This is a genomic window from Pseudomonas sp. IAC-BECa141, from assembly GCF_020544405.1.
In the GTDB taxonomy this organism is placed as follows: domain Bacteria; phylum Pseudomonadota; class Gammaproteobacteria; order Pseudomonadales; family Pseudomonadaceae; genus Aquipseudomonas.
Map to the genome: position 1 here is coordinate 5,665,840 of NZ_CP065410.1, position 13,149 is coordinate 5,678,988.

Consider the following 13,149-nt stretch of genomic DNA (forward strand, 5'->3'; position numbering starts at 1 on the left):
GCGTCCGCTCTTGGGACGCGGAGCGTCCCGGGATGCATTCCCACGCAGACGGTTCGACGCCTCGACGTGGGAACGATCAGTGTCAAATGTTCTGGCGATCGCCTTTCGGATCGAAGAACACCGAAGAAACGATTTCCGCCTCGATCACGCTGCCGTCCGCCAGCGGTGCGAACACCCGCTCGCCCATGCGCTTCAGACCGCCCTTCACCACGCCCATGGCAAACGAATAGCCGAGGGAGTTGTGCGCGTAGCTGGAGGTCACGTGGCCGACCATGGTCATCGGGATCGACTGCTTGGTGTTGAACACCAGCTGTGCACCTTCCGGCAGCCACACGTTCGGATCGATCGGCTTCAGGCCCACCAGTTGTTTACGCTGGTCACGCACGCAGTCTTCACGGTTCATGCCGCGCTGGCCGATCCACGAGAACGGCTTGGTGCGGCCGACGCACCAGCCCATGTTCAGGTCGTCCGGGGTCATCGAGCCGTCGGTGTCCTGGCCGACGATGATGAAGCCCTTCTCGGCCCGCAGCACGTGCATGGTCTCGGTGCCATACGGGGTCAGGTTGTACTGCTTGCCCGCCTCGACGATTTTTTCCAGCACGCCCATCGCGTAGTCGGCCTGGACGTTGACTTCGTACGACAGCTCACCGGTGAACGAGATGCGGAACACCCGTGCCGGCACACCGCCGACCAGACCTTCTTTCCAGGTCATGAACGGGAACGCTTCGTTGGCCAGATCGATGTCGGTCACGGCGCTGAGCAGCTTGCGGCTGTTCGGGCCGGACAGGGTCATGGTCGCCCAGTGGTCGGTGACGGAGGTGAAATAAACCTTCAGGTCCGGCCATTCGGTCTGGTGGTACAGCTCCAGCCACTGCAGCACGCGAGCCGCGCCGCCGGTGGTGGTGGTCATGACGAAATGGTTGTCGGCCAGACACGCCGTCACACCGTCGTCGAAGACCATGCCGTCTTCCTTGCACATCAGGCCGTAACGGGCCTTGCCCACGTCGAGCTTGGTCCAGGCGTTGGTGTACACGCGGTTGAGGAACTCGCGGGCGTCCGGGCCCTGGATGTCGATCTTGCCCAGGGTCGAGGCGTCCAGCAGGCCAACGCTGTCGCGCACAGCCTTGCATTCGCGTTTGACCGCGGCATGCATGTCTTCGCCGTTTTTCGGGAAGTACCACGGACGCTTCCACTGACCGACGTCTTCGAACTCGGCGCCGTTTTTCAGGTGCCATTGATGCAGCGCGGTGTAACGCACCGGTTCGAAGATGTGCCCGCAGTGACGGCCGGCTACCGCACCGAATGTCACCGGCGTGTAGTTCGGACGGAACATCGTGGTGCCCATCTGCGGGATGGTCACGTTCAGCGAACGGGCGGCAATCGCCAGGCCGTTGACGTTGCCGAGCTTGCCCTGATCGGTGCCGAAGCCCAGCGCGGTGTAGCGTTTGACGTGCTCGACCGATTCGAAACCTTCGCGGGTCGCCAGTTCGATGGCGGCGGCGGTCACGTCGTTCTGCAGGTCGACGAATTGCTTCGGCGCCCGGGAAGTACCTTTCTCGTGCGGCACCTGGAACAGCGCCAGGGTGGGTTCTTCGAGACGGCTCAGGGCTTTCGGCAACACGGCTTCAACGGTCTGGAAACCGGCTTCGGACGCAGCGCGCACGCCGCCTTCAAAACCGTCAGCCAGCGAATCGCCAAGACCGTAGACGCCGTTGATGCCACCGACGCACACGCGTTTTTGCGGTGCTTCGCCCGGTACGAAACCGAGGATGTCTTCGCGCCAGATCGGCTTGCCGCCAAGGTGCGACGCCAGGTGAACCACCGGGCTGTAACCACCGGAGCTGGCGATCAGGTCGCAGTCGAGCCATTCGCCCGGGCTGGTGACCTTGTGGCCTTTGACATCGATCGCCGCCACGCGGGCAGCGGTGACGTGCTTGCTGCCACGGGCCTCGATCACGGCGCTGCCAGTGAGGATGCGAATGCCTTTGGCGCGCGCTTCTTCCACCAGTGCACCACGCGGATTGCTGCGCGCGTCGGCGATGGCGACCACTTGCAGGCTGGCGTCGAGCCAGTCCAGCGCCACCCGATAGGCGTGATCGTTGTTGGTCGACAGCACCAGCTTTTTGCCCGGTGCCACGCCGTAACGGCGCACGTAGGTCGACACTGCGCCGGCGAGCATGTTGCCCGGCCCGTCGTTGTTGCCGTAGACCAGCGGACGCTCGTGAGCGCCGGTCGCCAGCACCACACGCTTGGCGCGGACGCGGTGAATGCGCTGACGCACCTGGCCGATCGGAGCACGGTCACCAAGGTGATCGGTGAGGCGTTCGTGAATGGTCAGGAAGTTGTGGTCGTGGTAACCGTTGACCGTGGCGCGCGGCAACAGCAGCACGTCCGGAGTGTTCTTCAATTCAGCGATGACACTGGCCACCCACTCCATCGCAGGCTTGCCGTCGAGGCTTTCGCGGGAGTCGAGCAGGCTGCCGCCGAACTCTTCCTGTTCATCGGCGATGATCACCCGCGCACCGCTGCGCGCAGCCGCCAGCGCAGCGGCCAGACCGGCCGGGCCGGCGCCGACGATCAGCACGTCGCAGTGCTGGTTCATGTAGTCGTAGGTGTCCGGATCGACCTCGGTCGGCGAGCGACCTAAACCTGCAGCCTTGCGGATGTACTTCTCGTAAGTCATCCAGAACGATTGCGGATACATGAAGGTTTTGTAGTAGAAACCCGGTGGCATCAGCTTGCCGCCGACCTTGCCGAGAATTCCCATCATGTCGTTGTTGACGCTCGGCCAGCCGTTGGTGCTGGTGGCGACCAGGCCCTGGTACAACGCCTGTTGCGTGGCACGCACGTTGGGAATCTGGGTGGCTTCGGTTGCACCGATCTGCAGCACCGCGTTCGGCTCTTCGGCACCGGCGGCGAAGATGCCGCGTGGACGCGAATACTTGAAGCTGCGGCCAATGATGTCGACGCCGTTGGCCAGCAGGGCTGCGGCCAGCGAGTCGCCTTCGAAACCTTTGTAGGTCTGGCCGTTGAAGGTGAAGCTCAGCACTTTGTTGCGGTCGATCCGTCCACCGTTGGACAGGCGATTGGTCTGGCTCATACCTTCTCTCCCAGCGCCGTCGTGGCTGTTTTCGCAGTGTCAGCCTTGTCGGTGAATTGCGGCTTGGTGCCGATCTTGTAGGTCTCGAGAATCTCGTAGGTCACGGTGTCGCGGGTGACGTTGAAGTACTGGCGGCAACCGGCGACGTGATCCCACAACTCGTGGTGCAGACCGCGAGGGTTGTCGCGGAAGAACATGTAGTCGCCCCACTCCTCGTCGGTGCAGCTGTTCGGATCCAGCGGACGCGGAATGTGCGCCTGGCCGGATGCATGGAATTCCTCTTCGGAGCGCAGTTCGCCGCAGTGAGGACAGAAGATATGCAACATGGGGATTTCTCCTGTTAGTGGGCGACAGCCGCAGCGCCGTGTTCATCGATCAACGCACCGCTGTGGAAACGGTCGATGGAGAAAGGTGCGGCCAGCGGGTGCATTTCACCCTTGGCCAGACTCGCGGCAAACACGTTGCCCGAACCCGGTGTGGCCTTGAAGCCGCCGGTGCCCCAACCGCAGTTGAAGAACATGTTCGGCACCGGGGTTTTCGAAATGATCGGGCAGGCGTCCGGCGTGGTGTCGACGATGCCGCCCCATTGACGGTTCATGCGCACCCGCGACAGCACCGGGAACATCTCGACGATGGCCTGGATGGTGTGCTCGATCACCGGGTACGAACCGCGCTGGCCGTAGCCGTTGTAGCCGTCGATACCGGCGCCGATCACCAGGTCGCCCTTGTCGGACTGGCTGATGTAACCGTGCACGGCGTTGGACATGATCACGCTGTCGATGATCGGTTTGATCGGCTCGGACACCAGCGCCTGCAACGGGTGGGATTCGATCGGCAGACGGAAACCGGCGAGTTTGGCCATGTGCCCGGAGTTACCGGCGGTCACCACGCCGACGCGCTTGGCGCCGATGAAACCCTTGTTGGTTTCAACGCCGATGCACACGCCGTTTTCCTTGCGGAAACCGATCACTTCGGTCTGCTGGATCAGGTCCACGCCCAAGGCGTCGGCGGCACGGGCAAAGCCCCACGCCACGGCATCGTGACGGGCCACGCCGCCGCGACGCTGAACGGTTGCGCCCATCACCGGGTAGCGGGTGTTTTTCGAGCAGTCGAGGTACGGAATTTCGTCCGCGACTTGCTTGGCGTTGAGCAGTTCGCCGTCCACGCCGTTGAGGCGGTTGGCGCTGACCCGACGCTCGGAATCACGGATGTCCTGCAGGGTGTGGCACAGGTTGTAGACGCCGCGCTGGGAGAACATCACGTTGTAGTTCAGGTCTTGCGAAAGGCCTTCCCACAGTTTCATCGCGTGTTCGTACAGGTGCGCCGATTCGTCCCACAGGTAGTTGGAGCGGACGATGGTGGTGTTGCGCGCGGTGTTACCGCCGCCCAGCCAACCCTTCTCGACCACGGCCACGTTGGTGATGCCGTGTTCTTTGGCCAGATAGTAGGCCGTCGCCAGACCGTGCCCGCCGCCGCCGACAATGACCACGTCGTAGACCTTTTTCGGGGTCGGCGTGCGCCACATACGCTGCCAGTTTTCGTGGTGGCTGAGGGAGTGTTTGAAGAGGCCGAAGCCCGAATAGCGTTGCATAGTCATTTACTCCAGAACGCTCAGCGATAAACCGGGAAGTCAGCGCACAGGGCCGAAACCTGCTGGGCGACGTTGGCCTCGACATCGGCATCGCCGAGGTTGTCGAGGATGTCGCAGATCCAGCCGGCCAGCGTCACGCACTGGGTCACCTTGAAGCCGCGGGTGGTCACCGCCGGGGTGCCGATGCGCAGGCCGGAGGTGACGAACGGCGACTGCGGGTCGTTCGGTACGGCGTTCTTGTTGACGGTGATGTGCGCGCGACCGAGGGCGGCGTCTGCGTCTTTACCGGTGAGGCCCTGACGGATCAGGCTGACCAGGAACAGGTGGTTGTCGGTGCCGCCGGACACTACATCGTAGCCACGTTTGATAAAGACGCTCGCCATCGCCTGAGCGTTGTCGATCACTTGTTGCTGATAGGCCTTGAAGCCAGGCTCCAGCGCTTCCTTGAAGCACACGGCCTTGCCGGCGATGACGTGCATCAGCGGGCCGCCCTGGGCGCCGGGGAATACCGCCGCGTTGAGCTTCTTCTCGATCTCTTCGTTCGCCTTGGCCAGGATCAGGCCGCCACGCGGACCGCGCAGGGTCTTGTGGGTGGTGGTGGTGACCACATCGGCGTACGGCAGCGGGTTCGGGTACAGACCGGCAGCCACCAGACCGGCAACGTGGGCCATGTCGACGAACAGCAGCGCGCCAACCTTGTCGGCGATCTGACGGAAGCGCGGGAAGTCGAGGGTTTTCGAGTAGGCCGAGAAACCGGCGACGATCATTTTCGGTTTGTGCTCGACGGCCAGACGCTCGACTTCGTCGTAATCGATCAGGCCGGTGTTGGTGTCGATGCCGTACTGCACGGCGTTGTACAACTTGCCCGAGGACGAAACCTTGGCGCCGTGGGTCAGGTGACCGCCGTGGGCCAGGCTCATGCCGAGAATGGTGTCGCCTGCTTGCAGCAGGGCCAGGTACACGGCGCTGTTGGCCGAGGAACCGGAGTGCGGCTGGACGTTGGCGTAATCGGCGCCGAACAGTTGCTTGGCGCGTTCGATGGCCAGCGCTTCGACCTTGTCGACGTGCTCGCAGCCACCGTAGTAGCGCTTGCCCGGATAGCCTTCGGCGTATTTGTTGGTCAGGCCGCTGCCTTGCGCTTCCATCACGCGTTTGCTGGTGTAGTTCTCCGACGCGATCAGCTCGATGTGATCTTCCTGACGTTGCTCCTCGGCATTCATCGCCGCCAGCAGTGCATCGTCGTAACCCTGGATCCGGTCTTGCTTGCTGAACATCGCGTCTCTCCCAGCGGCATCTGTGCGCCATTCGTCTCGGTAAGGCACGGCGTTCAGCCAGTGCCCTTTGATGCGATGGTATGGCCGGCGCAGGGAGGTCAAATGCCTACGGACGCCACGCAAAGGTGCGTTTACGACATGGCGGGGACGACGGACTCAAACAAGCAGCTGGCGCAAGGCCAGAAGGACCATGAAATGCGCGGGATAGAGCGCATACGCCCAGCGCCGCATGGGTGGCGCGTGGAGGTAAGTGGCGTGTCGCAACAGGAACATTCCGAGCAGTGGCGCGATCAGGCAGGTCGCAAGCCCGAAGATGGCGACGATGTTGCCGAACTGCGCGGCTTCGTACAGCACCCGCCATTGATTCGCGGCCACACACACCAGCCCTGGTAGCAGGCTGAAATACCAGGGCCGATGAAATACCAGCAACATCGCCAGCGGCAGCAGGACACCGAACAGACCGAACATCAGCCGCTCCGGGAACATCGCCGCCGCCAGTAAGGCTCCGACTCCCAGCAGTCGTGAAATCAGCACTCGATCCTGCCAGCCTCGCGCCACCAGCAAACCCAGCACCAGCGTGGGCATCACGTTCAAGGTGTCGGGCTCGGGAATGTACAGACGGTAGGGAATTTCACTGATAGCGCTGAACAGCAGCAACCAGCCCAGATAGCGCCATTCGGTCTTGCGTGCGCCGTCCCGGGTCAGATTCGCCGCCATCGCCAGGCAGAACCACGGGAACGCCAGCCGTCCCGGCACATACAGCCAATCGGCGCTGATCCCGACATATCGCAGGTGATCGAGCAGCATGCTCAGCAGCGCCAGCCACTTGAGCAGATCGAGTGCGCCGTCGCGCCGGCTCAGGTGCATAATCGGCTCGCATCCTTGTAAAGTTTTGACAGCGACATCCCGTGTGCTCCCCGGATGATCTTCGGTACAGTGCGCACCATCATTGACCCCACGAAGCGCCACAAGCGCCTCGATTACGGAAGCCGGCCATGACCGACAAGAGCCAACAATTCGCCAGCGACAACTATTCCGGTATCTGCCCTGAAGCCTGGGCTGCCATGGAACAGGCCAACCACGGCCACCAGCGCGCCTATGGCGACGATGAGTGGACAGCACGCGCCTCCGATTATTTCCGCAAGCTGTTCGAGACCGACTGCGAAGTGTTCTTCGCCTTCAACGGCACCGCCGCCAACTCCCTCGCGCTGTCGTCGCTGTGCCAGAGTTACCACAGCGTCATCTGCTCGGAAACCGCCCACGTCGAAACCGACGAATGCGGCGCACCGGAATTTTTCTCCAACGGTTCGAAACTGCTGATCGCCGGCACTGAAAACGGCAAGATCACCCCGGCCTCGATCCGCGAAGTCGCGCTCAAGCGCCAGGACATCCACTACCCGAAACCGCGCGTGGTGACCCTGACCCAGGCCACCGAAGTCGGCAGCGTCTACACCCCGGAAGAAGTCCGCGCCATCAGCGACACCTGCAAGGAACTGGGCTTGAACCTGCACATGGACGGCGCGCGCTTTTCCAACGCCTGCGCCTTCCTCGGCTGCTCGCCGGCGGACCTGACCTGGAAGGCCGGCGTCGACGTACTGTGCTTCGGCGGCACGAAAAACGGCATGGCGGTGGGTGAAGCGATCCTGTTCTTCAACCACAAACTGGCCGAAGACTTCGACTACCGCTGCAAACAGGCCGGGCAACTGGCTTCGAAGATGCGCTTTCTGTCGGCGCCGTGGGTCGGCATCCTGGAAAACGACGCCTGGCTCAAATACGCCCGCCACGCCAACCACTGCGCGCAACTGCTGGCTGAACTGGTCAGCGACATCCCGGGCGTGGAACTGATGTTCCCGGTTCAGGCCAACGGCGTGTTCCTGCAACTCTCGGAACCGGCCATTGCCGCCCTGACCGCTCGCGGCTGGCGCTTCTACACCTTCATCGGCAAGGGCGGCGCCCGCTTCATGTGCTCGTGGGACACCGAAGAAGAACGCGTACGCGAACTGGCGCGCGACATCCGCGAAGTCATGTCGGCCTGATCGCCTCCCCGTGGCGTTGATCGTTCCCACGTCGAGGCGTCGAACCGTCTGCGTGGGAATGCATCCGGGGACGCTCCGCGTTCCTCTCAGCAGCACCGCAAGATTCAAGGATGAATCCCATGGGCCGAAGCCGCTACACCATCACCGAATCCGACAAACCTCACTTCCTGACCTGCACGCTGGTGGAGTGGCTGCCACTGTTCGTTCGTCCCTACCTCGTCGACCACCTGCTCAACTGTTGGCGTTATCAACAAACCCATCAGGAGCTGAAGCTCTACGGCTACGTGATCCTGGAAAACCACCTGCACTTCGTCGCCCAGGCGCCTGACCTGAGTAAATGCCTGAGCCAGTTCAAATCCTTCACCGCTCGACAGATCATTGATGATCTGCAAAGTAAGGGTGCAGAAAGAGCATTGAATCGGCTTCGCTTCAGCAAACGGGCACACAAGGAAGATCGGGTGTATCAGATGTGGCAGGAAGGTGCTCACGCAGAGATGGTCTACAGCGAAGAAGTCATGCGCCAGAAACTCGATTACATCCACAACAACCCGGTAAAGCGCGGTTATGTCGAGTTGCCTGAGCACTGGCGGTATTCGAGTGCCCGAAATTATGCAGGGCTGGAGGGGTTGATCGAGGTTCAGCGCTGGTACTGAAGCCCCCGATATCCCACCCGCAGATCGTTCCCATGCTCCGCGTGGGAATACCTCCCGGGACGCTCCGCGTTCCTGCCGCACCACCGACGCAACGCCTGCCACCGTCATGACGCGGAGCGTCAAAGGCTGCATTCCCACGCGGAGCGTGGGAACGATCACTACTCATAGCGACAACTGAATTTCCTACCGCCGCCACAGACATCGGCCTCCCTACTCCGATCGTTCCCATGCTCCGCGTGGGAATGCATACCGGGACGCTCCGCGTTCCTGCTGCACCGCCGATGCAACGCTTGCCACCGTCATGACGCGGAGCGTCGAAGGCTGCATTCCCGCGCGGAGCGTGGGAACGATCACTACTCAAAGCGACAACTGCATTCCTACCGCCGCCACAGACGCCTATTCACGCACGGTCACATCGGCCTCCCTACTCCGATCGTTCCCATGCTCCGCGTGGGAATGCCTCCCGGGACGCTCCGCGTTCCTGCCACACCACCGACGCAACGCCTGCCACCGTCATGACGCGGAGCGTCGAAGGCTGTATTCCCGCGCGGAGCGTGGGAACGATCAGGCTCCCCCCTTCCATTTCAGCTCCATCGTCTACATTGTTTGTCGAGCCTTCGCTCGCATAACAATAAGCAGGAGCTTGCGCATGTCGCTAAAAGGCAAAACCTTGTTCATCACTGGCGCCAGCCGTGGCATCGGGCGCGAGATTGCGCTGCGGGCTGCGCGGGACGGGGCCAATATCGTGATCGCGGCCAAGAGCGCCGAACCGCATGCCAAATTGCCCGGCACCATTCACAGTGTCGCGGCGGAAGTCGAAGCGGCCGGTGGCAAGGCCCTGGCGCTGCAACTGGATGTGCGGGAGGAAGAGGCGGTATGTCAGGCACTGGCCCAGGCCAACGAACATTTCGGCGGGATCGATGCACTGGTGAACAATGCCGGGGCGATCAAGTTGACCGGTGTGCAACACATCGAACTCAAGCGCTTCGACCTGATGCACCAGATCAACACCCGCGCGGTGCTGCTGTGCAGCCAGGCGGCCCTGCCCTATCTGAAAAAATCCTCCGGGCACATTCTCAACCTGTCGCCGCCACTGAACATGGCCAGTAAATGGTTCGCCCAGTACAGCCCGTACACGGTGACCAAATACGGCATGAGCATGCTGACGGTGGGCATGAGCGAGGAATTCGCCAGCTACGGGATCAGTGTCAATTCGCTGTGGCCGCAAACCATGATTGCCACGGCGGCGATCGAGTTTCAGTTGGGCAATCGGGAGTCGTTCAAGCATGCGAGGACGCCGGCGATCATGGCGGATGCGGCGCATGTGATTTTGAGCAGCAGTGGGCGGCAGATTACCGGACGGTTGTTGATTGATGAGGAGATTTTGCGGGAGAGCGGTGTGACCGGGTTCGATCATTACCGTTTTGAACGAGAAAGCGACGTGGCACTAATGCCAGATTTGTTTATCGACTGAGAAAAGCCCCTCACCCTAACCCTCTCCCAAAGGGAGAGGGAACTGATTGGGGGATGCTCAAGAAATACACTGACCTGAATCTGCTTTGCCGAATCCATAATCGCCACGCTTAATCAGGTCGATGTATAGCGCAAGACACCGCGGTCGGCTCCCTCTCCCTGGGGAAAGGGAGCTGATTGGGGGATGCTCAAGAAATACACTGACCTGAATCTGCTTTGCCGAATCCATAATCGCCACGCTTAATCAGGTCGATGTATAGCGCAAGACACCGCGGTCAGCTCCCTCTCCCTGGGGAGAGGGCTGGGGTGAGGGGTAGGCCTGGCGCAGGAGACCGCCCCACCGCCGATCAGTATTCGATCCGCACATCCCCCTTCGGCACACTGCAGCAAGAAAGAATGTACCCCTCCGCCTCGTCGTCCTCGGTAATCCCGCCGTTGTGATCCATCTCCACTTCGCCACCCAGCTTGAGCACCTTGCACGTCCCGCAGATCCCCATGCCGCAGGCTTTCGGGATCATCAGGCCGACCTTGGCCGCCGCCGCATGCACGGTCTCGCCGGGAGCCACGCGGATGCTCTTGTCCGATGAGGTGAATTCCACCAGGTGCAGATCCGCCGCCGGGATTTCCGGTGCTTCGGCGGCCTGCTCGGCCTGTTCCACCGCATCGGCGCGGGCTTCCGGCGGCGTGGCGCCGAAGGACTCCTCGTGATAGCGCTTCATGTCGTAGCCGGCGTTTTCCAGCAGGCGCTTGACCGCTGTCATGTACGGCGTCGGGCCGCAGCAGAAGACTTCACGCTCAAGGAAGTCCGGCACCATCAGTTCCAGCATCTTGTGGTTGAGATAGCCGCGATAGCCGGCCCAAGGCTCGCCCAGCCCGTGCTTCTCGCAGATCAGGTGCAGGCTGAAGTTGTCGATCCGCGACGCCATGTGTTCCAGCTCGCGGTGGTAAATGATGTCCTTCGGTGAGCGGGCGCTGTGGATGAACGTCATGTCGACGTTGCCGTTGGTGTCGTAGAACCAGCGCGCCATGGACATCACCGGGGTGATACCGACGCCACCGCTGAGGTACAGCACTTTCGGGCTCGGGAAGTCGATCGCGTTGAACAGCCCGACCGGTCCGTGCACCGCCAGCTCCTGACCTTCATGCAGGGTGTCGTGCAGCCAGTTGGACACCTTGCCCCCCGGCACGCGCTTGATGGTCACCGAAAAGCTGTACGGCACCGACGGCGAGCTGGAGATGGTGTACGAACGCATGATCGGCTGGCCTTCGATTTCCAGCTCCAGGGTCACGAACTGCCCGGGCTTGAAGAAGAACAGGATCGGCTGGTCGGCCATGAAACAGAAGGTGCGCACATCCCAGGTTTCCTGGATGACTTTGACGCAACGGACGATGTGTCGGCCATTGGCCCAGGTCTGGGTGGTGACCGGATTCAGGAAGCTGTTCGACATGCTGTTCTCCACGGCCGACTGTCGGCCTTCATGTGGCGATTCTGCGTATAGCGTGAACGCCCCGTTTACCTATCCGCGACATTCACATACTTATCGCGACCAGCCCCCAACCACCGGGGGTTGCGCGTCGGGAACAGATTGCACCATGTCGCCCATGGATAAGGTTCCCGCCTGCGCCGGCCCCACACTCGCCCCAACACAAACGGTTTCTTTACACCTTGCGCTGCAACCCTGATCAGCCACTTTCGCGGCCACGCAGATGGCCTTGAGGAATTCATCGATGGACACCGCAAAAATCAGCCTGGGCGACCTGCTGGAACCCGCACGCAAGGCCACCGCACAAATGCTGCAGGAGCGCGAGCGCACCTTTTCCCTGCCGCAACCGTTCTACAGTGACGAGCGCCTGTTCGATATCGACATGCAGGAGATCTTCCAGAAAGAGTGGTTGATCGCCGGCATGACCTGCGAGATCCCGGCCAAGGGCAACTACCTGACCCTGCAGATCGGCAAGAACCCGATCATCGTCATTCGCGGTGCCGAAGGCGTGGTGCATGCGTTCCACAACGTCTGCCGCCACCGTGGCTCGCGCCTGTGCACCAGCGACAAGGGCAAGGTCGCCAAACTGGTCTGCCACTACCACCAGTGGACCTACGAACTGGACGGCCGCCTGCTGTTCGCCGGTACCGAGATGGGCGCCGATTTCGACATGAATCAGTACGGCCTCAAACCGGTGAACGTGAAGACCGCCGGCGGCTATATCTTCATCAGCCTGGCGGAAAACCCGCCGGCCATCGATGACTTCCTGTCGACCCTGAACCACTACATGGAACCCTACGACATGGAGAACACCAAGGTGGCGGTGCAAACCACCTTGATGGAAAAGGCCAACTGGAAACTGGTGCTGGAAAACAACCGCGAGTGCTACCACTGCAACGGTTCGCACCCGGAGTTGCTGAAAACCCTGCTGGAGTGGGACGACGTCACCGACCCGCGCGCCGACCAGGCGTTCAAGGATCACGTCGCCGCCTCTGCCGCTGCCTGGGAAGCCGAGAAGATCCCTTACGCTCACGCCAGTTTCGGCCTGCGCAACCGCATCGTGCGCATGCCGCTGCTCAAGGGCACCGTGTCGATGACCATGGACGGCAAACAGGGTTGCGCCAAGCTGATGGGCCGGATCAAAAACCCGGACCTGGGTTCGATGCGCATCCTGCACCTGCCGCACTCGTGGAACCACTGCATGGGTGACCACATCATCGTCTTCACCGTGTGGCCGATCAGCGCCCAGGAAACCATGGTCACCACCAAATGGCTGGTGCACAAGGATGCGGTCGAAGGCGTGGATTACGACGTCGAACGCATGCGCAAAGTGTGGGACGCGACCAACGATCAGGACCGTCGTCTGGCCGAAGAGAACCAGCGCGGGATCAACTCCACCGCGTACCAGCCGGGGCCGTACTCCAAGACTTATGAGTTCGGCGTGGTCAACTTCGTGGACTGGTACAGCGAGCGGATGCTGAGCAACCTCGGCGCCGAGCCTGCACCCTACCTCAAAGGCGTCCCGGTTCAGGGTTAAA

At 61.8% G+C, this 13,149-nt stretch carries 10 protein-coding genes; 4 read left to right on the forward strand and 6 right to left on the reverse strand.

All coding sequences use genetic code 11. The annotated features are described in order from the left end of the window. Nucleotides 1–82 precede the first annotated feature (82 nt). The 5 genes from I5961_RS26020 to I5961_RS26040 form a co-directional block, all read right to left on the reverse strand. Entirely contained in the window at nucleotides 83–3,100 is a 3,018-nt protein-coding gene (locus I5961_RS26020; RefSeq protein ID WP_227233726.1) for a sarcosine oxidase subunit alpha, read from the reverse strand. Continuing rightward, nucleotides 3,097–3,426, reverse strand: a complete 330-nt coding sequence (locus tag I5961_RS26025) for a sarcosine oxidase subunit delta (protein WP_011336273.1) — start codon at nucleotides 3,424–3,426, stop codon at nucleotides 3,097–3,099. The genes I5961_RS26020 and I5961_RS26025 overlap by 4 nt, the downstream gene beginning before the upstream one ends. A gap of 14 nt (nucleotides 3,427–3,440) precedes the next feature. Further along, entirely contained in the window at nucleotides 3,441–4,691 is a 1,251-nt protein-coding gene (locus tag I5961_RS26030) for a sarcosine oxidase subunit beta (protein WP_085688558.1), read from the reverse strand. Nucleotides 4,692–4,711: 20 nt separating this feature from the next. After that, on the reverse strand, nucleotides 4,712–5,965 hold the full coding sequence (gene glyA, locus I5961_RS26035; protein ID WP_085697766.1) for a serine hydroxymethyltransferase: 1,254 nt from the start codon (nucleotides 5,963–5,965) through the stop codon (nucleotides 4,712–4,714). A gap of 156 nt (nucleotides 5,966–6,121) precedes the next feature. Further along, on the reverse strand, nucleotides 6,122–6,832 hold the full coding sequence (locus I5961_RS26040) for a TraX family protein (protein WP_227233728.1): 711 nt from the start codon (nucleotides 6,830–6,832) through the stop codon (nucleotides 6,122–6,124). Nucleotides 6,833–6,960: 128 nt separating this feature from the next. Between I5961_RS26040 and I5961_RS26045 the strand changes: the two genes are divergently transcribed. From I5961_RS26045 to I5961_RS26055, 3 genes are all read left to right on the forward strand, one after another. Continuing rightward, complete coding sequence (locus I5961_RS26045) at nucleotides 6,961–8,001, forward strand: low specificity L-threonine aldolase (RefSeq protein ID WP_007959802.1); 1,041 nt, start codon at nucleotides 6,961–6,963, stop codon at nucleotides 7,999–8,001. A 119-nt stretch (nucleotides 8,002–8,120) separates the two neighbouring features. Beyond that, entirely contained in the window at nucleotides 8,121–8,654 is a 534-nt protein-coding gene (locus I5961_RS26050) for an REP-associated tyrosine transposase (RefSeq protein ID WP_085702864.1), read from the forward strand. Nucleotides 8,655–9,303: 649 nt separating this feature from the next. Next, nucleotides 9,304–10,128, forward strand: a complete 825-nt coding sequence (locus I5961_RS26055) for an SDR family oxidoreductase (RefSeq protein ID WP_085702865.1) — start codon at nucleotides 9,304–9,306, stop codon at nucleotides 10,126–10,128. 346 nt (nucleotides 10,129–10,474) lie between these two features. On the opposite strand, the gene gbcB is transcribed toward I5961_RS26055, so the two are convergent. Further along, nucleotides 10,475–11,575: a glycine-betaine demethylase subunit GbcB gene (gbcB, locus tag I5961_RS26060; RefSeq protein WP_085697770.1), complete on the reverse strand. Its 1,101-nt coding sequence runs from the start codon at nucleotides 11,573–11,575 to the stop codon at nucleotides 10,475–10,477. A 280-nt stretch (nucleotides 11,576–11,855) separates the two neighbouring features. On the opposite strand from gbcB, the gene gbcA reads away from it, so the two are divergent. Further along, a complete protein-coding gene (gene gbcA, locus I5961_RS26065) occupies nucleotides 11,856–13,148 on the forward strand; it encodes a glycine-betaine demethylase subunit GbcA (RefSeq protein WP_085697771.1) in 1,293 nt (430 codons plus the stop codon). The last annotated feature ends 1 nt before the right edge of the window (nucleotide 13,149 follow it).